The organism is Virgisporangium aurantiacum (assembly GCF_016863635.1).
Taxonomy (GTDB): domain Bacteria; phylum Actinomycetota; class Actinomycetes; order Mycobacteriales; family Micromonosporaceae; genus Virgisporangium; species Virgisporangium aurantiacum.
Genome location: NZ_BOPG01000004.1, coordinates 1 through 24,230, shown reverse-complemented (window position 1 = coordinate 24,230; position 24,230 = coordinate 1). Strand labels below are relative to the sequence as shown.

Genomic DNA, 24,230 nt, shown 5'->3' with positions numbered 1-24,230 from the left:
CCGAAGCCACGCGCGGGGGAACCAAACCGGGGGGAAGCACGGGGCGACGGCCGGCAGCGATGCCGACCGGCGCCCCGTGCGTTATGCGCGTCCGGGACGCCGCGTAGGGTTGATAGCCGTCCACTGCAGCCGCAGATCCTGGAGAATCAATGACCAGTACCCTTCCGCGTACCGACGCGCCCGGTTCCCTGGCCGAGGGCGACTTCCGCGTGGCCGACCTCGCGCTCGCGGCGTTCGGGCGCAAGGAGATCCAGCTCGCCGAGCACGAGATGCCGGGGCTGATGGCCATCCGGCGGGAGTACGCCGAGGCGCAGCCGCTGCGTGGTGCCCGCATCACCGGCTCGCTGCACATGACCATTCAGACCGCGGTGCTCATCGAGACCCTCGTCGCGCTCGGCGCGGAGGTGCGCTGGGCCAGCTGCAACATCTTCTCGACGCAGGATCACGCCGCGGCGGCCATCGTGGTCGGCCCCACCGGCACGCCGGAGAAGCCCGCGGGTGTTCCGGTGTACGCCTGGAAGGGCGAGACGCTCGAAGAGTACTGGTGGTGCACCGAGCAGGTGCTGCTCTGGCCCGACGGTCACGGCCCGAACATGATCCTCGACGACGGCGGCGACGCAACGCTGCTCGTGCACAAGGGTGCCGAGTTCGAGGCGGCCGGCGCGGTTCCGTCGCCCGACACGGCCGACAACGAGGAGTACGCGATCATCCTCGGTGTCCTGCAGCGCTCGCTGAAGGCCGACACCCAGCGGTGGACCCGCGTGGCCGCCGCCATCAAGGGCGTCACCGAGGAGACCACCACCGGCGTGCACCGGCTGTACGAGATGATGCAGCGCGGCTCCCTGCTGTTCCCGGCGATCAACGTCAACGACTCGGTCACCAAGAGCAAGTTCGACAACAAGTACGGCTGCCGCCACTCGCTCATCGACGGCATCAACCGGGCCACCGACGTGCTCATCGGCGGCAAGGTCGCGGTGGTCGTCGGCTACGGCGACGTGGGCAAGGGCTGCGCCGAGTCGCTGCGCGGCCAGGGTGCGCGGGTCATCATCGCGGAGATCGACCCGATCTGCGCGCTGCAGGCGGCGATGGACGGGTACCAGGTCACCACGATCGACGACGTGGTCGGCACGGCCGACATCTTCGTCACGGCCACCGGCTGCTTCGACGTGATCACGGCCGACCACATGAGCCGGATGAAGCACCAGGCGATCGTCGGCAACATCGGTCACTTCGACAACGAGATCGACATGGCCGGGCTGGCGAAGCTACCGGGCGTCGAGCGGGTCACCATCAAGCCGCAGGTCGACGAGTGGCGGTTCGCCGACGGTCACTCGATCATCGTGCTGTCGGAGGGCCGGCTGCTGAACCTGGGCAACGCCACCGGTCACCCGAGCTTTGTGATGTCGAACTCGTTCACCAACCAGGTGATCGCCCAGATCGAGCTGTTCACCAAGACCGAGCAGTACCCGCTGGGCGTCTACGTGCTGCCCAAGCACCTCGACGAGAAGGTCGCCCGGCTGCACCTCGCCGCCCTGGGCGTCAAGCTCACCGAGCTCACCAAGGCGCAGGCCGAGTACCTCGGCGTCCCGGTGGAGGGCCCGTTCAAGCCCGACCACTACCGCTACTGAGTCAAGCCGCATCACCCGAATAGGCGGGGCGGGCCACGATGGCCCGCTCCGCCTATTTGACGCCCGTGGTTCGGTAGCTAAGGTATGGCTGGCCTAAGTTTTATTCCCAGTTAGAACTCGGATCAACAGCCGTGACTGCCAGCTACCTGATCGGACTGCGCGAGGGCCTCGAAGCCACACTCGTCGTCAGCATCCTGGTGGCGTTCCTCGTGAAGAGCGAGCAACGCCGCTACCTGCGCTTCGTGTGGGCCGGAGTGGCCGCCGCCGTCGCCCTCTCGGTCGGCTTCGGCGCCCTGCTCACCTACACCAGCGCGAACCTGACGTTCGAGCAGAGCGAACTGTTCGAGGCGATCGCGTCGACGGTGGCCGTCGTGTTCGTCACGTGGATGATCTTCTGGATGCGCCGGATGGCCCGCCGGATCAGCGGTGAGCTGCGGGAGAAGCTCGCCGAGGCGATCCGGATGGGCGCGGTGGCCGTGGTGGTGATGGCGTTCCTCTCGGTGGCTCGCGAGGGCCTGGAGACGGCGCTGCTGTTCTTCGCCGCCGTGCAGGGCGCCACCACCTCGGCGGGGCCGCTGCTGGCGATCCTCGGCGGCATCCTCACCGCCGTGGCGATCGGCTTCGTGATGTACGCGGGCGCGGTGCGCGTCAACCTCGGGCGGTTCTTCTTCTGGACGGGGCTCCTGCTCGTCCTGGTGGCCGCCGGCATCCTCAAGTACGGCGTCCACGACTTCCAGGAGGCCGGCGTGCTGCCCGGCCTGAACACGCTCGCGTACGACGTCAGCGGCGTGCTCGCCCCCGACGCGTGGTACTCGGCGCTGCTGGCCGGCATGTTCAACGTCACGCCGACGGCCAGCGTCCTGGAGGTCGTCGCCTGGGTGGCGTACGCCGTCCCCGTCCTCGTGCTCTTCCTCCTGCCGCAAAAGCCGCCGCGGCCGCAAGCCGCGCCGCGCACCCCGACCACGGCGCGGGCCGCGCCGGACCCCGAACCTGCCCCTGAAGGAGCATGATGCGCACCACCCGACTTCTCGCGATCGGCGCCGTCGCGGCGCTCGCCGCCGGCGCGCTGGCGGCCTGCGGCGACGACGAGAACAAAGGCGACGCGAGCGGCAAGATCGAAGTGACGGCCACCGACACCGACTGCAAGGTCAGCAAGACCGAGGCGGCCGCCGGCACGGTGAGGTTCGCGGTGACCAACAAGGGCGCGAAGGTCACCGAGTTCTACGTGTACGCCGCCGGCGACCGGGTGATGAGCGAGGTCGAGAACATCGTGCCCGGCCTCAGCCGCGAGATGATCGTGGAACTGCCGGCCGGCACGTACGAGACGGCGTGCAAGCCGGGCATGAGCGGCAAGGGCATCCGCGGCGCCTTCAAGGTGACCGGCGAGTCGAAGCCGCTCACCGAGGACGCGAAGCTCGCCGCCGCCGCCGAGAACTACCAGCGGTACGTCAAGAGCCAGACCGAGGTCCTGATCGTGAAGACGAAGGAGTTCGTCGACGCGGTGAAGGCCGGCGACAAGGAGAAGGCCAAGGCGCTGTTCCCGGTCGCCCGCACGTACTGGGAGCGGATCGAGCCGGTCGCCGAGATCTTCGGTGACCTCGACCCGCTGATCGACGGCCGCGAGGCCGACCTGGAGGCGGGCACCGAGTTCACCGGCTTCCACAAGCTCGAGAAGGACCTCTGGGTCACCAACGACGTGTCGCAGAGCGGCCCGATCGCCGACAAGCTGCTCGCCGACGTGCAGAAGATCGTCGACCTGGCCAACAGCGAGAAGCTCTCCCCGCTGCAGCTGGCCAACGGCGCCAAGGAACTGCTCGACGAGGTCGCCAGCGGCAAGATCACCGGCGAGGAGGACATCTTCTCGCACACCGATCTGTGGGACTTCCGGGCAAACCTGGAGGGCTCCAAGGCCGCCGTCGCCGCGCTCCGTCCGGTGCTCGACGACCGTGACCCCGCACTCGCCACGACGCTCGACGAGAAGTTCGCCGCGGCCGAGGCCGCGCTCGACAAGCACCGCAAGGGCGAGGGCTGGAAGCTCTACCCCGAGCTCACCGAGGCCGACCTGAAGGAACTCACCGACACGATCAACGCGCTGGGCGAGCCGATCAGCAAGGTCGCCGCGGTCGTGGCACAGAAGTAGAGCGGAGGGTCTGATGGACCGTCGTAAGGCCATCGGCCTCGCCGGGGCGGGCGCGCTCAGCGCGGCCGCCCTCGGCGCCGTGGCCGGCAGCGCGTTGAACGCTCCGAAGAGCCGGGACGTCCCCGCGGGCGAACACCCGGCCGACCCCGTGACCTTCTACGGCCGGCACCAGGCCGGCATCGTCACCCCGATGCAGGACCACCTGCACTTCGTGGCGTTCGACGTCATCACGTCGAAGCGTTCCGCGTTGGTGGAAATGCTGCAGAACTGGACCGCCGCCACCGCGCGCATGACCGCCGGCAAGGACGCGGGCGCGCTCGGTGCGCTCGGCGGGCCGGCCTACGCGCCGCCGGAGGACACCGGTGAGGCGCTCGACCTGCCGGCGGCCGGCCTCACGGTGACGGTCGGCTTCGGCGCCTCGCTGTTCCGGGACGCGCTGGGCCGCGACCGGTTCGGCCTCGCGGCGCGCTCGCCCGCCGCGCTGGCCGAGCTTCCCAAATTCCCGGGTGACACGATCGAGCCCGCGATCTCCGGTGGTGACCTGTGCGTTCAGGCGTGCGCCAACGATCCCCAGGTGGCGGTGCACGCGGTACGAAACCTTGCCCGATTGGGCATGGGTGTCGTCAGCGTACGGTGGTCGCAACTGGGATTCGGGCGGACATCGGTAACGTCGAGGTCACAAGCGACGCCGCGCAACCTCTTCGGGTTCAAGGACGGCACCAACAACCTGAAGGCCGAAGACGGCGCGGTGCTCGACGAGCAGTTGTGGGTCCGGCCCGGCGACGGTCCCGACTGGATGGTCGGCGGGTCGTACCTGGTCAGCAGAAAGATCAGGATGCTGATCGAGACCTGGGACCGGACCTCGCTCGCCGAGCAGGAGGCGATTGTGGGACGGTCGAAGGGCGTCGGCGCGCCGCTGGGACGGTCCGACGAGCACGACGAACCCGATTTCGAGGTCAAGGGCGACGACGGCGAGCCGATGATCCTGGAGACGGCGCACGTGCGGCTCGCCCATCACACCCACAACGGCGGGGCCCGTCTGCTACGGCGGGGTTACAACTTTGTCGACGGTTCCGACGGGCTCGGCCGCCTCAATGCGGGGCTGTTCTTCATTTCCTATCAGCGCGACCCGCACCGCCAGTTCGTTCCGATCCAGCAGCAGCTGGCCCGCCAGGACACTATGAATGAATACATTCGGCACGTGTCGAGCGGATTGTTCGCGGTGCCGCCCGGCGTAACCGCGGCCGACGACCATTGGGGTCGGTCACTTTTCGCTTGACCGAGCGTGGCAGGCGGTACGCTGCCGTTTTGGCCGGACATGTCCGGCCAAACTGCCCAGACACTGTTAATCGTCGATCCCATTCTTCCCCCATTCGGCGGTTCCATCTCCACCGTTTGTATGAGGCTCATAACTCCCTTGACGCGTCCGCATAACGGGACAGTCACGAATCTCCGTCGGCACTTGGCGACTGGCGTCAACCGTCGTTTCCTTTAGGCACTACAGCGCAACTGGTCGGCCGCGGTCCCTGGCGTGGGCGCGGGCCGTTTCCATGACTGGCTGCGGTAGCTGACTGGAGGGGAAATGCGTACTCGAACCACCCGGCTCCGGGGGCTCGTGGCCATAGCCGCGGTCTCTGTGCTGGCCCTGAGCGCCTGCGGCGAAAGTGGCGGCGGCGGCGAGAAGGGCCCGGAGAGCTCACCGGGCTTCGCGGAATGTGAGCAGAAGCCGAACGAATGCAACAGCGGGCCCACGAAGGAGGGCGGCTCGATCACGGTCATGTCCGAGAAGCAGGTCCAGGACTGGAACACCATCAGTTCGGACGGCAACACGGCCGACACCACCGTGATCACCAACCTCATGTACCCGACGCCGTTCTTCTCCAAGCCGAACGGCGAGATCGGGTGGAACGAGGATCTGCTGGTCGAGGAGCCCAAGCTCGTCAAGAACGACCCGCAGACGTTCCAGTACAAGATCAAGCCGGCAGCCGTGTGGAACGACGGCACCCAGATCACCGTGAAGGACTTCCAGTACCACTGGAAGGCCGCCAACGGCAAGGACTGCGCCGAGTGTGACGTGGCCAGCAGCACCGGCTACGACATGATCGAGAAGATCGAGGGCGCCGACAGCGACAAGACCGTCACCGTCACCCTCAAGGCCGGCGAGACCTACCCGGACTGGAAGGGCCTGTTCACGCTGTTCCCGTCGCACATCGCGGCGCAGCAGGGCGACCTGAACACCCCCGAGGGTCTCAAGAAGGCGTTCGAGTACTTCCGTGGCGCGCCGAACTGGTCCGGTGGCCCGTTCATCATGGAGAAGTACGACAAGGACGTCTCCGCGGTCCTCACCCGTAACCCGAAGTGGTTCGGCAAGAAGACGCCGCTCGACAAGGTGACCTTCCGGTTCATCACCGACCAGGCCCAGCACATCCCCGCCCTGCGGAACCAGGAAGTGCAGGTCCTGAACTCGCAGCCGAGCGCCGACCTCGTTCAGCAGGTCAGCACGCTGCCGGGCGTGAACTACAACCTGTCGGCCGGCTACGCGTGGGAGCACTTCGACTTCAACCTGAAGAACAAGTACCTGGCCGAGAAGGAACTCCGTCGGGCGATCTTCACCGCGACCAACCGTCAGGAGATCATCGACAAGACCGTCGGTATCTTCTACAAGAAGGCCGCGCCGCTGAACAACCACAACCTGATGCCGGGTGGTCCGGGCTACAAGGACTACATCACGTCCACCGGGCAGGGTGCGGGCAACGTCGAGGCGGCCAAGAAGATCCTCACCGACGCCGGTTACAAGATCGAGAACAACAAGCTGATCGGCAAGGACGGCCAGCCGATTCCGCCGTTCCGGTTCAAGTACACGACCGGTAACACCCTGCGTCAGCAGACCGGTGAACTGTGGCAGGCCCAGCTGCGCCAGATCGGTGTCGAGCTCACGATCGAGCCGATCACCAGCCTCGGTGGCACGCTGTCCAGCGGTGACTACGACGTGATCATCTTCGCGTGGATCGGTTCGTCGTTCATCGCCGACAACCGCGCCCTGTGGCGGACCGGCGAGGAGAGCAACTACGGGTCGTACTCGAACCCGGAGGTCGACAAGCTCCTCGACGCCGCCGCCCGCGAACTGGACCCGACCAAGATGCGGGACCTGTTCAACCAGGCCGGTGAGCTCATGGCCAAGGACGCGTACGTGCTGCCCTTGTTCCAGAAGCCGACCTTCCTGGCGGCGTACTCCCAGTTCCTGTTCATCCGTAACAACCCGAACAACTCGGGTATCACGTACAACGTCCAGGAATGGGGCGAAAAGCTCTCCTGACGCTGGCCTGTAACACGTCTCACCTAATCTCGCTGTAACCGTGTCGAAGGGCCCCGGACGCTGCCGGCGTCCGGGGTTCTTCGGCTAAGCGGCGAGTCTTCGCGGAGGAACCAATGCTCGCCTACGCCATCCGGCGCCTTCTCATCGCCATCCCGGTTCTGCTCGTCGCGTCGATGATCGTCTTCGCCCTGACACAGTTCACCGGAGACCCGGTGGAGGAGAAGTACGCGGCCCGAAATCCTCCGGTCCCGCAGCAGACGATCGACATCGAACGCAAGCGCCTGCACCTCGACGACCCGGTGGTGGTGCAGTACGGCAACTGGATCAAGAACCTGGTCACCAAGGGCGACTGGGGGCCCTCGATCAACGCCGCCGGCAACATCGGCGACGAGCTGAGCCGCCGGGTCGTGGTGACCCTGCGCCTGGTGATCTTCGCGATGCTCCTGGCGCTCGTGCTGGCGGTCATCTCCGGGGTACTGAGCGCGACAAAACAATATTCGTGGCTCGACTACATATTCACGTTCTTCGGGTTCCTGTTCCTCGCCATGCCCGCGTTCTGGGTGGCGGTGCTGCTGAAACAGGGGGCGTTGTCGTACAACGAGGCCACCGGAACCCGGACCTTCTACACGATCGGCGCGCGTTCCGTCGAGACCGAACCCGGGCTCTGGAACACCATCGCCGACATCTTCGGGCACTCCATCCTGCCCACCCTCTCGCTGGCCCTGATCACCTACGCGGCCTGGAGCCGCTTCCAGCGGTCGTCGATGCTCGAGGTGCTCAACAGCGACTACGTGCGGCTGGCCCGGGCCAAGGGCCTCTCGCAGCGCAAGGTGCTCACCCGGCACGCGCTGCGCACCGCGCTGATCCCGATGACCACCGTGAGCGCGTTGGGCATCGCCACCGTCATCGGCGGCGCGGTCATCACCGAGACCGTGTTCGAGTGGCAGGGCATGGGCCGCTACCTGATCGACTCGATCGCCACGCGCGACCGGTACGCGATCATGGGCTGGCTGCTCATCGCCGGCATCTTCGTGGTGGTCGGCAACCTGGTGGCCGACATCCTCTACGGCGTACTCGACCCGCGGATCCGCTATGAGTGACCGGTCCCAGAGGTTCACAATGAACATCGATCTCAGCGCGGGTAACGACGAGGTGGCGTCATGACGGTTCCCCAGGCGATGCCGACGTCGGAGGTGGCTCCGCCACCCTCCGGCGGCGAGAAGGTGGATCGCGAGTTCACCATCAAGGAACGCAGGCAGTGGCAGATCATCCTGACCCGCTTCATGCGGCACCGGTTGGCGGTCGGCAGCCTGATCGTGTTCATCCTGCTGGTGCTCATCGCCTACGTCGGCCCGCTGGTGTGGAAGTACGACTACACCGACCTCAGCTCGCCGTCGAGCGTCCGGTTCTCGCCGAGCAACCCGATGGGCACCGACAGTCTCGGGCACGACCTGTTCGCCCAGGTGCAGCGCGGCATGCAGCAGTCGCTGTTCGTCGCGTTCGTCACCACGCTGCTGTCGACCGGCATCGGTGCGCCGTACGGCGCGATCGCCGGCTACTTCGGCGGCCGCATCGACTCGATCATGATGCGCATCTGTGACGTCCTGCTGACCCTGCCGCTGCTGCTCGTCGCCGGCGCGCTGGTCACCGGCCGCGGCGGCAGCGTGCTGATGGTGGGCCTGGTGCTCGGTCTGCTCGGCTGGGTGGTCGACGCGCGGGTCGTGCGCGGCGTCGTCCTCTCGCTGCGCGAGCAGGAGTTCATCGAGGCGGCCAAGGCGCTCGGCGCCGGGCCGGTGCGCATCGTGTTCCGGCACCTGCTGCCCAACGCCACGGGCGCGATCATCGTTCAGGCGACGCTCAACATCGCCGCCGCGATCCTGGCCGAGTCGGCGCTCTCGTTCGTCGGCCTCGGCGTGCAGGCGCCCGACACGTCGCTGGGCGTGCTGGTGAACGCCGCGCGGCTGGCGGTCGAGACCCGGCCGTGGCTGTTCTACTGGCCAGGCGTCATGATCATTCTGATCGCACTCTCGATCAGTTTCATCGGCGACGGCCTGCGCGACGCATTCGACCCCCGACAGACGAGGCAACGCCGATGACCGAATCGACCCCGATCTCGCTCGACAACGGTGGGCGTCCCACCGATGTGGTGCTCGACGTCGACAACCTGACGGTCGAGTTCCCCACCGACGACGGCGTGGTCCAAGCCGTCCGTGGGGTCAGCTACCAGCTGCGCCGGGGCGACTCCATGGGCATCGTCGGCGAGTCGGGCTCCGGCAAGTCGGTGACGTCCATGGCGATCATGGGTCTGCTGCCGAAGACGGCGCGGATCAAGGGCTCGGTGAAGCTGCACGGCCAGGAACTGGTCGGACGCAGCGAGAAGGCGTACACCGACCTGCGCGGCAACAAGATCGCGATGATCTTCCAGGACCCGCTGACGTCGCTGAACCCGGTCTACACGGTGGGCGTCCAGATCGGCGAGGCGATCCAGGCGCACCACGACGTCTCGAAGAAGGCGGCCCGCGACCGGTCGATCGAGCTGCTCAAGATGGTCGGCATCCCGTACCCGGAGCAGCGCGTCGACAACTACCCGCACGAGATGTCGGGCGGTATGCGTCAGCGCGTCGTGATCGCGATCGCGATGGCCAACAACCCCGACGTGATCATCGCCGACGAGCCGACGACGGCCCTCGACGTCACGGTGCAGGCCCAGGTGCTCGAGGCGCTGGAGGCCGCCCGCGAGGAGACCGGTGCCGCGATGGTGCTGATCACCCACGACCTGGGTGTGATCGCCGGGCACGCCGACCGCGTCTGCGTGATGTACGCCGGCAAGCTGGTCGAGAAGGGCACCATCGACGACGTCTTCTACCAGCCCCGCATGCCGTACTCGCTGGGCCTGCTGGGCAGCCTGCCCCGGCTCGACGAGACCGGGCGGGAACGGCTCACCCCGATCGTCGGCTCGCCGCCGTCGCTGCTGAACCTGCCCGCCGGGTGCCCGTTCGTCCCGCGGTGCCCGCTCGCGCAGGACATCTGCGAGCACGAGGAGCCCGACCTGATCGTCACCGACGGCGCGTCGCACGTGGCCGCGTGCCACTTCCACGAGCGGCTCGTCGGCATCTCGTCGGCCGACCTGTTCGGCACCACCTCGATCGACACCGAAGACCTGACGGTCGCCGAGATCGACCCCGATCTCATCGGGCCGGCGGCGGTGGTTCACGAGGGTGACGGCACGCAAGCGCCGGATCTGGCGAAGAAGGAGATCTCATGACCAGCGCGGTGACCCCGGTGGAGGAGGCCGACACCACGTCCGGGCGGCAGCCCGTGCTGTCGGTGCGGAACCTGGTCAAGCACTTCCCGGTGCGCTCGCGCGGGCTGATCCGGCGCCGGATCGGCGACGTGCACGCCGTCTGCGACATCTCGTTCGACCTGAACACGCACGAGACGCTCGGCCTGGTGGGCGAGTCCGGCTGCGGCAAGACCACCACCGGCCGGCTGCTGCTGAACCTGGTGCGGGCCACGTCCGGCCAGGTCTGGTACGACGGCAAGGACCTCACCAAGCTGTCGGCGGCCGACATGCGCCCGCTGCGGCGCGACCTGCAGATCGTGTTCCAGGACCCGTTCGCCTCGCTCGACCCGCGCATGACCGTCAACGAGATCATCGCGGAGCCGTTGCGCATCCACGGCCGCTACCACGGCGACGACGACGGCCGGAAGGTCGTCCGTGACCTGCTGCGGACCGTCGGCCTCAACCCGGAGCACGGCAACCGGTACGCGCACGAGTTCTCCGGTGGCCAGCGGCAGCGCATCGGCGTGGCCCGGGCCCTGGCGCTGAAGCCGAAGGTGCTGATCCTCGACGAGCCGGTGTCGGCCCTCGACGTGTCGATCCAGGCCGGCGTGATCAACCTGCTGGAGGACCTGCAGGAGGAGTTCGGCCTGTCGTACCTGTTCATCTCGCACGACCTGTCGGTGATCCGGCACATCGCCGACCATGTCGCGGTGATGTACCTGGGTCGCATCGTCGAGACCGCACGGGTCGAGCAGCTGTTCCGGCAGGCGGCCCACCCGTACACGCAGGCGCTGATCTCGGCGATCCCGCTGCCCGACCCCCGCAAGGAGCGCACCCGCAAGCGCATCCTGCTCCAGGGCGACGTGCCGAGCCCGGTCAACCCGCCCAGCGGCTGCCGCTTCCGCTCACGGTGCCCGAAGTTCGCCGGCGAGTTGAGCGAGCCCGAGCGTCAGCGCTGCATCAACGAGGTGCCCGCGCTGATCGACCGGGGCGAGGGCCACCGGAGCGCGTGCCACTACGCCGAGGCCATGAAGCTCATCTAGAGCGCCAGCGCCGTTTCGGGCGGACCGCGGGGGGTGGGGGGCCAACCGCGGTCCAGACGCTCGAGCTGAGCTGGCGGGCCGCCGCCAGGCGAAGGGCGGCCCGGCGGTGCCGTTCGGCCAGGACAGCGGCCAGGTACGCCCAGCCGGGGACCCCCGGTGGTGGGGGCGGGGTGATGCAGGCCGCCACCTCGGCGGCGAGCGCGTGGCCGAGGCGGCTGCGGGCGGGTTCCTTGATCTCCCGGTTGCGGGCCAGGAAGTGGCGCACGGCCAGGGCCAGGTCGTCGCTGAGGCCGGTGAGGTCGAGCAGCGGCGCCCAGTGCATCAGCGGCGGCGGCATGGTCGGCACCCAGCCCCAGGCGGCCGGGGTGCGGTCGTGGATCACCATCGTGCCCGCCGCCAGGTCGCCGATGCGGCGGCCCTGCGGCTGGGCGAGCATCGTGCCCAGGCTGAAGGCCCAGGTGAGCGGCGCGAGGATCAGGCCGGGCCACTCCAGCGTCACGCTGATCAGTGACCGCGTGAGCGCGTGCCGGAACTGGATCGGCCCACCGTCGACCCGCACCACGCGGAGGCCGATCGCCAGCTTGCCGAGCGTGCGTCCCCGGAACAGGGTCTCGCTGAGCGTCGGGTAGCCGATCAGCACGATCACGACGATGATGATCATCACCGCGATCACGAGCGCCTCGTCGGTGACCCCGCCGATCAGCAGCAGCCCCACGCTGGCCACGAACACCATCGTGTACAGCAGGATCACCTGCAGGATGATGTCGAGCAGCAGCGCCAGCGCGCGGGAACCGAGCCGGGCCACCCGCACCTCGACCTCGACGGCCTCGCCGCTGACCAGCAGGTCGCCGCCCGACACCGGAGGCGTCGACGGCTCGACCGGAACCGGCGCCGGGAACGACTGGAGAACCGCCACGTCGAACAGTCAACACCATGCGGTCATCCAGGGTCAGCCCGTGCAAGCGCCCAGCCGATAGGCTCACCGCCGTGGACCTCGACGCGTACGTCGCCGAGCACGCGGGGGAGTGGCGCCGCCTCGACCAGCTCTCCCGCCGTCGGCGGCTGTCGGCGCCCGAGGCCGACGAGCTGGTGATCCTCTACCAGCGCACCGCCACCCACCTGTCCGCGGTACGCAGCCGCTCGCCCGATCCGGCGCTGGTCGCCCGGCTCTCCCGCCTCGTGCTCCAGGCGCGGGCGGCGCTCACCGGTGGCCCGGGGTTCTCGTGGCGGTCGGTCGGCCGGTTCCTCACGGTCGGGTTCCCGCTCGCCGTCTACCGGGCGGCGCCGTGGTGGCTCGGGGTCACCGCGGCGTTCGTGACCCTGTCGGGCGTGCTCATGTGGTACGTGGCCAGCCATCCCGAGGTCCCGTCGATGCTGCTCAGCGACGAGCAGATCGACGAGCTGGTCAACTCCAGCTTCGCCGGCTACTACACCGAGTACCAGCCGCAGAACTTCGCGCTGCACGTGTGGACCAACAACGCGTTCCTCGCCGCCCAGTGTCTCGCCGGCGGCGTGCTGGTGCTGCCGGTGGTGTACGTGCTGGCCACCAACGCGCTGAGCCTCGGCCTGGTCGGCGGCATCATGATCGGCAACGGGCGGTCCGACGTGTTCTTCGGGCTGATCACGCCGCACGGGCTGCTGGAGCTCACGGCGGTGTTCGTCGCGGCCGGGTTCGGGCTGCGGATCGGCTGGGCGTGGATCGCGCCCGGCCCCTTGCGTACCCGGGGACGGGCGCTGGCGCAGACCGCCCGGGAGGGGATGCTGGTCGCGGTCGGCCTGGTGCCGGTGCTGTTCATCAGCGGCCTGATCGAGGCGTTCGTGACGCCCGCGCCGGTGCCGACCGTGCTGCGCGTCGGCATCGGCGCGACGGCGTGGCTGGGCTTTCTCGGCTACGTCTTCGTCCTGGGCGCCCGCGCGGCGCAGGACGGCGAGAGCGCCGACGTGGAGGACGCCGAACCGCTCGTGCCGACGGCTTAGAGGCGGCCGATCCGCTTCAGAGCCAGGTACGTGTCGGCGACCTTCGACGCGAACTGCTCCACCGGCGCGTCGATCACGTCGACGCCGTAACGGGTCAGCGCCTGCCGCACCCGGTCCCGCTCGACCAGTGCGCGGTGCGCCGCCGCGGCCCGGTACACGGCGCCGGTCGACGTGCGCGGGGCGGCCGCCAGCGTGTCCAGGGCCGGGTCGTGCACGGCCGCGACCACCACCCGGTGCCGGGCCGCCAGCCGCGGCAGCACCGGCAGCAGGCCCTCGGCGAGCGCACCCGGTTCGAGCGCGGTGAACAGCACCACCAGCGCCCGCTTCCGCTCGCGGCGGAGCACCTCGCTGGCCACCAGCCCGAAGTCGGTCTCGACCAGCGCCGGCGACAGCGGCGCCATCGCGGTGACCAGTTGCCACAGCAGCGTCCGCTTGCCCGGGTTGGCCACGGCCGCCCGCACCGCCGTGTCGACGGCGAGCAGGTCGACCCGGTCGCCGGCGCGGGCGGCCAGCATCGCCAGCAGCAGCGCGGCGTCGATCCCGGCGTCGAGGCGGGGTTCGTCGCCGATGCGGGCCGCCGAGGTGCGGCCGGTGTCGAGGACGCACAGCACCCGCCGGTCGCGCTCCGGACGCCAACTGCGCACCACCACGTCGGAGCGGCGGGCACTGGCCCGCCAGTCGATCGAGCGGACGTCGTCGCCGATCACGTACTCGCGCAGCGCGTCGAACTCGGTGCCCTGGCCGCGGCCCCGGGTGACCACGGCGCCGTCGAGCACCCGCAGCCGGGACATCTTCTCCGGCAGCAGCCGGCGCGCCTCGAACCGCGGGTAGACGCGCAGCGTCCAGGCCGGCGTGCGGGCCGCGGCGGTCCGGGCGCGGTGCTGCCGGTAGGCGAACCCGAGCGGCCCGTACGAGCGCAGCGTGACGCACACCGCCGGCCGGTCGCCCCGCCGCGTCGGCGTCAACCGTGTCTCCAGCACGGACACCGCGCCCGGGTCCAGGTCGACGAGGTGCTCGTACGGCGACGGACCCGCCGACGGCACCCACGCGTCGCGCACCCGCGCCCGCAGCAACCGGGGCGAGTCGTTGTGCACCGTCAACGCCACCGACGTGCTCTCGCCCAGCCAGCACGACCGCTCACCGTCGCGCGAGAGCCGCACGTCGCCCAGCGGCGCCGCGACCGCGAAGTCGAATGCGCACAGAGCTAACAAAACGACAAATAGGGCAAGGGCCACCACCCACGGCCAGGCTCCGGACGGGTCACCGAGCAGGCCCGCCACGGCGAGCCCGAAGGCGCCGAGGGCGAGCAGCGCGGCCGGCCGTCCGGTGATCATCGTGGCGTCGGGACGGTTGCCAGCACCGCGTCGAGCACGGCGTCGGTGCTCACGCCCTCCAGTTCCGCCTCCGGCCGCAGCCGCACCCGGTGCCGCAGCGTCGGCCGGGCCAGCGCCTTGACGTCGTCGGGCGTCACGTAGTCGCGACCGGTGAGCCAGGCCCACGCCTTCGCGGCGGCGAGCAGGGCGGTGGCGCCGCGGGGCGAGGCGCCCAGTTCCAGCGACGGTGACACGCGGGTGGCGCGGCACAGGTCGACCACGTACGCCAGCACCGGATCAGTCACCGCCACCCGCATGCAGGCCGCCCGCCCGGCGGCGAGGTCGGCCCGGGTGGCGACCGGCTGGACGCCGGCGGCCTTCAGGTCGCGCGGATCGAAGCCGTGGTGGTGCGCCCGGAGGACGCCGAGTTCCTCGTCGCGGCTCGGCAACGGCACGTTGATCTTCAGCAGGAACCGGTCGAGTTGCGCCTCCGGCAACGGGTACGTGCCCTCGTACTCCACCGGGTTCTGGGTGGCGATCACGATGAACGGCTCGGGCAGCCGGCGCGGGCTGCCCTCCACGGACACCTGCCGCTCCTCCATGACCTCCAGCAGCGATGCCTGCGTCTTCGGCGGGGTGCGGTTGATCTCGTCGGCGAGCAGCAGGTTCGTGAAGACCGGACCCTCGCGGAACTCGAACGCGGCGGTGCGGGCGTCGAAGATCAGCGAGCCGGTGACGTCGCCGGGCATCAGATCGGGCGTGAACTGCAGCCGCTTGGTGTCGAGGTCGAGGGCGGCGGCCAGCGTGCGGACGAGGAGCGTCTTGGCCACGCCCGGCACGCCTTCGAGCAGCACGTGCCCGCGGCACAGCAGCGCGATCACCAGCCCGGTGACGACCGCCTCCTGCCCGATGACGGCCTTGCCGACCTCGGCCCGCAGCCGGCCGAGCGCGGCTCTGCTGGTGGCGTCGGGCGGCGCAACGGTCTCAGTCACAAGTTTCTCCTTCACCGAATGCGGGTCACCGTCTCGACCAGGATCTCCAGCGCCGCCGCCAGGTGGACCAGATCCTCGTTGGTCTCCGGGTCCGGGCCGAACAGGAGCGTGTCGACCTGGCCGGGGTCGAAGCCGGTCTGCGCGACGACGGCGGGCACCAGCGTGGCGCGCTCCGCGTCGGGCGGCAGGTCGAGAGCGTGCGTGATGCGGTCGCGGGCGGCCCGGCGCAGCACGGCGAGCGCCGCACCCCGGTCGCGGGAGCGCTCGTAGAGGCGGCCGCGCCCGGTGACGGTCTCCGTGGTGGGCACCAGCACCGGCAGCGGCTCCGGCACCGGTGCGCCGAGCCGGCGGGCCCGAGCGGCCGCGGCGAGCAGGGCGGCGACGCAGAGCAGCGCCAGCACGGTCCACGCGGCGGCCGGGAACAGGTCGAACACCGACGGCCCGCTGGACCCGGCCTGCTCCCGCTCGTCCTCGTCCGGCTGGTCCGCCTCGCCCTCCTGCGTGCCGTCCGGGTCGGGCACCGGGAAGTCGGGGTCGGGTGAGCCGGGGCCGAGGTCGGCCGGGGCCGGGCTCTCGTCGAGGCCCTGCGCGTTCTTGTCGTGGACCTTCGGGCCGGGCTCGTCGCCGTGCAGGTCCAGCCAGACCACGCGCGGTGCACCGGCCAGCAGGCCGACGGCGAGCCGCGCGTTGCCGTGCTCGCCGATGCGGTCGTTGCGGAACGGGTCGGCCGAGCCCACGAACGTCATCGTCGTGTCGTGGTGGGCCACCCGGACCAGCGAATCGGCGTAGCAGCGGTCGAGCGGCAACGCCGACTGGTAGGTGGTCCGCCGCACCCCGGCGACGCCGGCCTCGCGCGCCGGGCCGTAGCCGCAGCCCGGTGCGGCGGCGGTGCCCGCCCAGCGGTTGCCGGTGACCCGGCCCGGCAGGCCGCCCCGCCCCATCGACTTGTTGTCGGGGCGGACCAGGACCACGGTGGTGCTCGCCGGCATCAGCTTCAGCATCCGCAGGTACAACGAGTGCACGAGGCCGGGTGTGGTGACGAACAGGGTGGCGCCGCCGCGGTGGGCCGACCGCAGGGCCGCCGCGGTGCTCGTCTGCCGCTCGATGGTGATCCCGCGCTGGCGCAGCCGCCCGGCCAGTTCGCTGGAGCCGATGTCGGCGGTGCTCACGGGGGAGAGGTAGTCGGTGTTCTCGGGGTCGGGCTCCTCGATGACGTAGGCGACCACCGAGACCAGGAGCAGGACCACCACGATCGCGTACGGCACGACGAGCCGCAGCCAGCGCTTACTGCGTCTCCGCGGAGCCGGACGCGGCGCGGAAGCCGCCGGAGCCTCGACCACCGTGGTCATCGCGGCACCCCGATCGGCTCACGTACCGACAAAGCGGCGGTCTGGGCGGCGACGTGCGCGCGCATGCTGTTGTCCTGTTCGGCGCCGGCCGGGCGGTCGCCGTACCAGATGTCGGAGAAGAGCTGGCCGGCCGCGTTCAGCGGACCGGACACCTGCGGCCGCCGGGCCGCCGCGACCGCCGCCAGTTCCGTGACCGTCCACCCTGGACGGTGCTCCAGCACCCCGCGTTCGATCAGCTGGCGCACCATGCCCCGCAGGCGTTCCCGGATCGCCTCGGCGAACCGTCCCTCGGCCGCGAGCCGGTCGGCCAGGTCGGCGAACATCGCCGCCGGAAGCTCGGGAACCTCGTCACCCTCCACCGGCTCGGCCGGTGCCTCCGCGGCGGCCTTGGCGGACCGGCGCCACACCGGCTTGCGCCACCGCCACCGCCAGGTCGGCAGCCGGAACCGCCAGCGCGGCATCCGCAGGCGCGGCCAGCGGCGCGGGATCCAGGCCGGGAAGAAGTACCAGAGCAGGGCGACGACCGTGGCGGCGACGAACAGCAGCAGCACCACCGCCGGCAACGGAAGCACCGTCTCGACGCCCGCGACGAACTCGTTCCACCAGCGCATCAGTGGCTCACCGCGGGAGGGCCAGGTTCGCGGCCGGTGGCCGACCGGTGGCGTAGGCGCGGGAGAGCACGATGTCGAGCCCCTCGGTGCGCATGCGGGTCTCCAGGTGCAGCACGGCGTCGAGGCACGCGAGCGCCGGGTAGGCCACCGTGTTCACGAGGGCCCACGCGATGCCCGCGATCAGCCACCGGGTGCCGTCGTCGAGGCTGTCGACCGCGAGGCTGATCAGCGCCAGCGTGCCGACGCCCAACGCGATCCGCACCGCGCCCCAGGCGACGTACCCGGCGATGCGCACCGCCGCGCCACGCAGGCCGCCCCGGCACGACAGCACCAGCGACCGCCCGACGGCCCGCAGCGGGTTCACCCGGTCGATCACGAGCGCGGGCACGACCAGGCCGACCACCGCGTAGAGCAGGAACCACGGCAGGAGACAGGAGATCGCCGCCAGGAAGCCGGCGATTCCGGCGACGCCGGCGATCAGCGCCACCGCGCCGAACCGGCCGTTCCGCGGCCGGATCCGCACCCGTTCGCCGAGCAACGCCGGACCGGCCGCCTGTGCCGTCAGCCCGCCCAGCGCGGTGATGATCGCGAGTTCGGTGGCGAAACCGACCGCCAGCGCCAGCCAGTAGATGTCCAGCCGGTCGTCGTAGGGCAGGAGGTACGGCGGGCGGGCGGTGCCGACGCGGAGGCCGTAGAGCGCGGCCTGTTCGATCACCGCGAGCACGAAGCCGGCGCCCAGCAGCACCTTGGCCTGCCCGCGCAGCAGTGCGACGGCAGCGTCGAGGAGCTCACCGAGGGTGAGCGGACGCAGCGGAAGCACGCCGGTCTGCACGCCGTCCCCCAGTCTTTTCGCCCGATTCGCAAGCCATCCTGGCATGCGGTTGCCAGGCGCGTGTCCCCAGATGGATTTGACCGTATTGGGCCAACGCGGGTGGGCGGGCCGCGGAAACGGGCCGGGAGGTGCAAGTATTGGGTCGCATGAGGGCCCGAATCTTGGTTGTCGACGACGATCCCGCGCTCGCCGAGATGCTCGGCATCGTCCTGCGCAGCGAGGGATTCCTGCCATCCTTCGTGGCCGACGGCGAGCGGGCGCTGAACGCGTTCCGCGAGGCGCGGCCCGACATCGTCCTGCTTGACCTGATGCTGCCCGGTATGAGCGGCATTGACGTGTGCCGGGCGATCCGCGGCGAATCCGGCGTACCGATCGTCATGCTCACCGCGAAGAGCGACACCGTCGACGTCGTTCTCGGCCTGGAGTCCGGTGCCGACGACTACGTCGTCAAGCCGTTCAAGCCGAAGGAACTCGTCGCGCGCATGCGCGCCCGGCTCCGCCGCGGCGAAGACGTGGCGCCGGAGGTGCTCACGATCGGGCCAGTCGGCAACCAGATCACCATCGACGTGCCGGCGCACACCGTGAACCGCAACGGCGAAGAGGTCAAGCTGACCCCGCTGGAGTTCGACCTCCTGGTGGCGCTGGCCCGCAAACCGCGCCAGGTGTTCACCCGCGAGGTGCTGCTCGAGCAGGTGTGGGGCTACCGGCACGCGGCCGACACCAGACTGGTGAACGTGCACGTCCAGCGCCTGCGGGCGAAGATCGAGCCCGACCCGGAGCGGCCGGAGATCATCCTCACCGTGCGCGGCGTCGGCTACAAGGCGGGCACGGCGTAGTGCTCACGATCGACCCGCTCACCCCACCGGAGCGGCCGCGGTCGCTCTGGTCGCGGGTGCGCGGGTCGCCCGTCCTCACCGCCCGGTGGTGGCGGCTGCACTGGCGGCGGGTGCGCCGTCGCGGGCCGGGCCGCTGGCTCTACCAGGGCTGGCTGGCCGGGCGCAAGACCTGGCGACGGTCGCTGCAGGTGCGCGTCGTGTCGATCACGCTGGTGCTCTCCAGCGTGCTGATCGCGGCGTTCGGCGTGCTGGTCACCAACCGGATCACCACCGGCCAGCTGGGGCAGAAGTTCGAGCGCACCAACAACATCGTCAACCGGGGCGGCCAGTACGCCGTCAACCAGTTGCGGGTCGACTCGCCGACCGACGCGGCGCTCCCCGCCACCGTGCCGCAACTGCTGTTGCAGCTCCTCAACGACGCCGGCGGGGCGGCCGGCGCCAGTTCGGAGTCGGGCACCGGTGTGCAGGTGGCGATCGTCCCGGTGGAGGACCGCCGGGAGATCCTCGCGCCGCAGGCGCAACCCGATGGCGAGCAGGCCCTGCGGGTTCTCCGGAGCACCGAACTCGACGGGCTGCGCCGGTACGTGCGCGAGGGCCGGGTCGCCCGGCAGTACATCACCGCCGACCCCGACGGCGACGGCGCCCGCCCGTTCCTGGTCTACGGCACGCTCGTGCGCACGCAGGCCGGCGAGCTCGGGCTCTACTACATGTTTCCGCTCGACGACGAGGTCGACAACGCCGAGCTCGTCGGCACCAGCGTCTCGTTGACCGGCATCACGCTGGTGATCCTGCTGGCACTGCTGGCCGCGATAGTGACCCGCATGGTGGTGAGCCCGGTGCGGCTGGCCGCCCGCACCGCCCAACGGCTGTCGGCCGGCCTGCTCGACCAGCGCATGGAGGTGCGCGGGGAAGACGATCTGGCCAGCCTCGCCGCCGCGTTCAACCAGATGGCGGCGAACCTGCAGCGCCAGATCCTGCGGCTGGAGGAGATGTCGCGGTTGCAGCGGCGGTTCACGTCCGACGTGTCACACGAGCTGCGCACACCGCTCACCACGGTGCGGATGGCCGCCGATCTGATCTTCGCCGAGCGCGAGGACTTCGACCCCGCGGTCGCCCGCAGCGCCGAGCTGCTGCACGCCGAGCTCGACCGGTTCGAGGAACTGCTCACCGACCTGTTGGAGATCTCCCGCTTCGACGCGGGCTTCGCGAGCCTCGACGCCGAACCCGCCGACCTGACGCCGGTGGTGCGCCGGGTCGCCGATCGCCTGGAGTCGCTGGCCGAGCGGGTCGGCTCGCCGATCGTCCTCGACGTGCCCGACGATCCGGTGATCGCCGAGGTCGACCAGCGTCGCGTCGAGCGGGTGCTGCGCAACCTCATGGGCAACGCGGTCGAGCACGGTGAGCACCGTCCGGTACGGGTCGCGCTGGCCGCCGACGACCATTCGGTCGCGATCACCGTGCGCGACGCGGGCATCGGGCTCAAGCCGGGCGAGGAGAAGCTGGTGTTCAACCGCTTCTGGCGGGCCGACCCGTCGCGCGCCCGGCAGACCGGCGGCACCGGCCTCGGCCTGTCGATCAGCCTCGAGGACGCCCGGCTGCACGGCGGCTGGCTGGAGGCGTGGGGCGCGCCGGGGCAGGGCGCCCAGTTCCGGCTCGTGCTGCCGTTGCGCGCCGGCGACCGGCTGGTGTCGGCGCCGCTTCCGCTGGTTCCGGAGGGCGCGGCCCCCGCGGTGGCCGAGCGCCCGAACGGATCGGCCGCCATCGTGGGCGACGCGGTGGCCGATGTGGTCGAGATCGGTGGCGGCCGTGCGGAGTAAAAGCAGGGGAGACGGGCGCAGGCTGCTCCGGGCGGCGCTGGCGCTCATGTGCGTGGTGGTGGCGGCGGCCGGGTGCGGCGTCCCCGGTTCGGGCGAGCCGGAACCCCTCGACGACGCCCCCCGGGTGGGTCGGCCGGTCGGGCCGGCCGGCTCGGTCGGGCTGCCCGAGCCGGCCACCGACATCTCGCCGGTCGAACTCGTGCAGCGGTTCCTGAAGACCGGCGCCGCCGCCGACTGGGATCCGGCCCTGAGTCCGGGGGAACGGATCCCGGCCGCGGTCCGCCAGGCGCAGCGCTTCCTCGACCCGATGGCGACCTGGAAGCCCGGTAACTCGATCACCGTCGTCCAGGTGATCGGCGAGCTGACAGTGGGGGTCGACAATTCGGTCCCCGTCACGCTGCGCCAGATCGGTGTGCTCGACCCCGCCGGATTCCTCATCCCGGCCGGCCGTGCCCCGGCGACGTACACCCTCAGGGTCGATCCCAAGTCGAAGCTGCTCCTCAACGCCCCCGACAACATGCTGCCGCTGTCGCTGGAGGGGCTCGGCACCCTGTTCGAGGTGCGCCCGGTCTACTACTGGGACCTGACCGGTCGGTTCCTGGTGCCCGACCGCCGCTACATCAGCGCCGGCATCTCCGACGAGAAGCGGGCGAAGACGATCGTGGCGCGGGTGCTCGCCGGCCCGTCGCTGTTCCTTTCCCAGCCGACGCCGGTGGTGCAGCGTCCGCCGTTCGAAAAGCCGCTCGACAACGCGACGCTGAACGGGGACAACGTCGTGGTCAACCTGCCGCCGGCGGTGCCGGAGACCGATCTCGAGAAGTCGATGGACCACCTCGCCACGCAACTGCGATGGTCGCTGCATCCGGAGCGGTACACGGTCGAACTGCGGATCGGCGGCCGGGACGGGCGCACCTATTCCGGTACGGACTACCTTCGCGCCAACCCGTCCCAGCCGCTCAACGACCGCAACGAACGGCGGCTGTTCGGAGCGGTGAGCGGGAAGCTGGTACCGATCGACCCGGAGGTGTCGCCGCCGTCGATCCTCGGCCGGCCGGAGAACTCGAATGTCGTCGCGGCCGCGGTCAACACGAAGCAGAACTCGGCCGCGCTGGTGCGCCAGGATGGCGGCGGTCCACGGCAGTTGTGGGTCGGCCGGACCCCGGCCGACCGGAGCGCGGCGACGTTCACCCACGTCGTCGGCCTCGACGGGCGGATCGGACCGTACAGCCGGCCGTCGTACCTGCCGGGCGTGGGCGACCAGGTGCTGATCGTCGCCGACGGCAACCTGTACGACGTCAACCTCGGCACGGGCGAGGTGACCGCGGTGAACCTGCCGTTGCCGTCTGCGGATCCCCTCGTCGCCGTGTCGGTGGCACCGGACGGCGCGCGCATCGCGATGGTCACCGCCAGCAAGGTGTACGTCGCGACGATCGACTCGACCAAGCTTCCGGTGACGATCGGCGTGAACTCCGCGCAGGAGCTCCGCGAGCTCTACGTCGGCAACCTCGTCGACCTGCGCGGCGTGGCGTGGAACTTCGAACACCAGATCATCGTCGGCGGCCGGTCGGGGCTGATGATCGCCGCGATCGACGGTGGCGCCCTGACCTCCACCGGCCCGAACGGACTGCAGGGTGCGCAACTGACGCAGTTGTCGGCGGTGCCGTGGGACCCGATCAACAACCTGGGCGGCGGCGACGTGGTGATCGAGGCGTCCGCGGGGGGAACCCGGAGTTCGTACTTCCCGTACTCGCCCATCATGCGGGCGGTCAAGGCACCGGAGTCGCAGAGCCCGTCCCCGTCCCCGTCCGCATCCGCCACGGTTTCCGATCCACGGGTGACCGCGGTGTTCTACGCCGACGTGATCTGAGGCCTGATGTTCGCGACGCTCGTCGACCTGGTGCTGCCGACGTCCTGCGCCGGGTGCGGCACGGCCGGAGTCGCCTGGTGCGACCGGTGTGCGGACCGCATCGCGGGCGGGCCGGTGCGGGTGCCGCCCGCGCGGTGGCTGTCCGGCCTGCCGCCGGTGGTGGCCGGCGGCGTGTACGAGGGCCCGTTGCGGGAGGCCGTCAACGCGTACAAGGAGCACGGGCGGCACGGTCTGGCGGCGGTGCTGGGCGACCGGTTGGCCGTCGCGGTCCGGGCCTGTGTACCGGCCGGCCGCGCCGGGGTGCTGCTGGTGCCCGTCCCGGCGACGCCCGCCGCGGCCCGGCGCCGGTTCGGCGACCACGTGACGCGGCTGGCCCGGCGCGCCGGGGCCGGCCTCACCCGGGCCGGTGTTCCCGGCGCGGTGGGGTTCCCGTTGCGCGCGCTCCCGCGTCCCGATTCCGTGGGCCTGACGGCGGCCCAGCGCGTCGCGGCGGCCCGGGCCGGCCTCCGCCTGCGCCCGGGCCGGCTGGGCGACGTGCGGGCCGCGGTGGCCGCCGGGGTGAGCCTGATTCTCGTCGACGACGTGATCACGTCGGGCGCGACGCTCGACGCGGCGGCCGGTCTCCTGCGCTCGGCCGGTCTCCCGGTGACGGCGGCCGCCACGGTCGCGTACACGCCCCGCCGCCCTGACTCTCCGGAGTCAGAGAGCTGACAAAACTGCCAGAGTCGACCCGTTTGGGGCTGTTCGAACGTTCCGGACCGTCCCATTGGTCGGGTGAGTTTTCAAACGGGGGATGACGGGGGAGTGTCTGCGGGTTAGCGTCGAATCACCACCCTCTCACCGCGAAGGGAGGCGAGGCCGAAGTTCCTGGCCCCGGTCCACCGGCGCGGTTGCACTCCGTGCATGTTCGCCGGGGCATTCCGATCACTTCATCGGCACTTATCGATCCCGGTCCAGTCGGACCGGCATCTAGCTAAGACAGTCGAGCTTCCGGACTGCTCATCCTGACGAAAACAGCCAGGGGAGGTCACAGCGTGGACATCGTTGTCAAGGGCCGCAACGTGGAGGTGCCCGACCACTACCGGCAGCATGTCGCCGACAAGCTTGCCAAGGTGGAACGGTACGACCACAAGATCATCAGTGTTGACGTGGAGCTGTTCCACGAGAAGAACCGGCGGCAGTCCGACAACTGCCAACGCGTCGAGATCACCTGCTTCTCGCGCGGG

General features: G+C 70.3%; 21 protein-coding genes. 15 read left to right on the top strand and 6 right to left on the bottom strand.

From position 1 onward, the window contains the following. The first annotated feature begins 149 nt into the window (after positions 1–149). From ahcY to Vau01_RS02560, 9 genes are all read left to right on the top strand, one after another. On the top strand, positions 150–1,628 hold the full coding sequence (gene ahcY, locus Vau01_RS02600) for an adenosylhomocysteinase (RefSeq protein ID WP_203986692.1): 1,479 nt from the start codon (positions 150–152) through the stop codon (positions 1,626–1,628). Positions 1,629–1,759: 131 nt separating this feature from the next. Next, positions 1,760–2,638, top strand: coding sequence for an iron uptake transporter permease EfeU (efeU, locus tag Vau01_RS02595; protein ID WP_203986690.1), 879 nt, complete (start codon positions 1,760–1,762; stop codon positions 2,636–2,638). Beyond that, the gene (gene efeO, locus Vau01_RS02590; RefSeq protein ID WP_203986687.1) at positions 2,638–3,768 is read left to right on the top strand and encodes an iron uptake system protein EfeO; all 1,131 of its coding nucleotides are present in this window, start codon (positions 2,638–2,640) and stop codon (positions 3,766–3,768) included. Before efeU ends, efeO begins: the two co-directional genes overlap by 1 nt. Before the next feature lie 13 nt (positions 3,769–3,781). Continuing rightward, positions 3,782–5,047 (top strand): iron uptake transporter deferrochelatase/peroxidase subunit, encoded by a 1,266-nt coding sequence (efeB, locus tag Vau01_RS02585; protein ID WP_203986684.1) that lies wholly within the window; start codon positions 3,782–3,784, stop codon positions 5,045–5,047. 303 nt (positions 5,048–5,350) lie between these two features. Then, positions 5,351–7,084, top strand: coding sequence for an ABC transporter family substrate-binding protein (locus Vau01_RS02580; RefSeq protein ID WP_203986680.1), 1,734 nt, complete (start codon positions 5,351–5,353; stop codon positions 7,082–7,084). 113 nt (positions 7,085–7,197) lie between these two features. After that, positions 7,198–8,184: an ABC transporter permease gene (locus Vau01_RS02575; RefSeq protein WP_203986678.1), complete on the top strand. Its 987-nt coding sequence runs from the start codon at positions 7,198–7,200 to the stop codon at positions 8,182–8,184. Positions 8,185–8,244: 60 nt separating this feature from the next. After that, positions 8,245–9,180, top strand: a complete 936-nt coding sequence (locus tag Vau01_RS02570; RefSeq protein ID WP_239151252.1) for an ABC transporter permease — start codon at positions 8,245–8,247, stop codon at positions 9,178–9,180. Then, a complete protein-coding gene (locus Vau01_RS02565; RefSeq protein WP_203986676.1) occupies positions 9,177–10,349 on the top strand; it encodes an ABC transporter ATP-binding protein in 1,173 nt (390 codons plus the stop codon). Before Vau01_RS02570 ends, Vau01_RS02565 begins: the two co-directional genes overlap by 4 nt. Next, positions 10,346–11,410: an ABC transporter ATP-binding protein gene (locus Vau01_RS02560; protein ID WP_203986674.1), complete on the top strand. Its 1,065-nt coding sequence runs from the start codon at positions 10,346–10,348 to the stop codon at positions 11,408–11,410. Before Vau01_RS02565 ends, Vau01_RS02560 begins: the two co-directional genes overlap by 4 nt. On the opposite strand, the gene Vau01_RS02555 is transcribed toward Vau01_RS02560, so the two are convergent. Next, on the bottom strand, positions 11,403–12,326 hold the full coding sequence (locus Vau01_RS02555; RefSeq protein WP_239151251.1) for an RDD family protein: 924 nt from the start codon (positions 12,324–12,326) through the stop codon (positions 11,403–11,405). The two genes, Vau01_RS02560 and Vau01_RS02555, sit on opposite strands and share 8 nt — an antisense overlap. Before the next feature lie 71 nt (positions 12,327–12,397). Here Vau01_RS02555 and Vau01_RS02550 point away from each other — a divergent pair, with 71 nt between their 5' ends. Then, complete coding sequence (locus Vau01_RS02550) at positions 12,398–13,387, top strand: stage II sporulation protein M (RefSeq protein ID WP_203986672.1); 990 nt, start codon at positions 12,398–12,400, stop codon at positions 13,385–13,387. Here Vau01_RS02550 and Vau01_RS02545 read toward each other — a convergent pair. Genes Vau01_RS02545 through Vau01_RS02525 form a run of 5 tightly spaced genes read right to left on the bottom strand, consistent with a single transcriptional unit; the run spans position 13,384 to position 18,484 of the window. Next, complete coding sequence (locus Vau01_RS02545; protein WP_203986670.1) at positions 13,384–14,721, bottom strand: DUF58 domain-containing protein; 1,338 nt, start codon at positions 14,719–14,721, stop codon at positions 13,384–13,386. The genes Vau01_RS02550 and Vau01_RS02545 overlap by 4 nt on opposite strands. Beyond that, positions 14,718–15,692: an AAA family ATPase gene (locus Vau01_RS02540; protein ID WP_203986668.1), complete on the bottom strand. Its 975-nt coding sequence runs from the start codon at positions 15,690–15,692 to the stop codon at positions 14,718–14,720. The genes Vau01_RS02545 and Vau01_RS02540 overlap by 4 nt, the downstream gene beginning before the upstream one ends. 11 nt (positions 15,693–15,703) lie before the next feature. Further along, the gene (locus Vau01_RS02535) at positions 15,704–17,041 is read right to left on the bottom strand and encodes a DUF4350 domain-containing protein (RefSeq protein ID WP_203986666.1); all 1,338 of its coding nucleotides are present in this window, start codon (positions 17,039–17,041) and stop codon (positions 15,704–15,706) included. Beyond that, on the bottom strand, positions 17,038–17,652 hold the full coding sequence (locus tag Vau01_RS02530; protein WP_239151250.1) for a DUF4129 domain-containing protein: 615 nt from the start codon (positions 17,650–17,652) through the stop codon (positions 17,038–17,040). Before Vau01_RS02530 ends, Vau01_RS02535 begins: the two co-directional genes overlap by 4 nt. Positions 17,653–17,659: 7 nt before the next feature. Beyond that, entirely contained in the window at positions 17,660–18,484 is an 825-nt protein-coding gene (locus tag Vau01_RS02525; protein WP_239151248.1) for a hypothetical protein, read from the bottom strand. Between the two features lie 146 nt (positions 18,485–18,630). Between Vau01_RS02525 and mtrA the strand changes: the two genes are divergently transcribed. The 5 genes from mtrA to hpf form a co-directional block, all read left to right on the top strand. Next, the gene (mtrA, locus tag Vau01_RS02520) at positions 18,631–19,320 is read left to right on the top strand and encodes an MtrAB system response regulator MtrA (RefSeq protein ID WP_203986661.1); all 690 of its coding nucleotides are present in this window, start codon (positions 18,631–18,633) and stop codon (positions 19,318–19,320) included. 110 nt (positions 19,321–19,430) lie between these two features. Further along, positions 19,431–21,137, top strand: coding sequence for an MtrAB system histidine kinase MtrB (mtrB, locus tag Vau01_RS02515; RefSeq protein ID WP_239151262.1), 1,707 nt, complete (start codon positions 19,431–19,433; stop codon positions 21,135–21,137). After that, positions 21,127–23,004, top strand: a complete 1,878-nt coding sequence (locus Vau01_RS02510) for an LpqB family beta-propeller domain-containing protein (RefSeq protein ID WP_203986659.1) — start codon at positions 21,127–21,129, stop codon at positions 23,002–23,004. The genes mtrB and Vau01_RS02510 overlap by 11 nt, the downstream gene beginning before the upstream one ends. 6 nt (positions 23,005–23,010) lie before the next feature. Next, positions 23,011–23,715, top strand: a complete 705-nt coding sequence (locus Vau01_RS02505) for a ComF family protein (protein ID WP_203986657.1) — start codon at positions 23,011–23,013, stop codon at positions 23,713–23,715. Positions 23,716–24,038: 323 nt separating this feature from the next. After that, positions 24,039–24,230: ribosome hibernation-promoting factor, HPF/YfiA family (gene hpf, locus Vau01_RS02500; protein ID WP_203986655.1), on the top strand; the 192-nt coding region annotated here is incomplete at its 3' end.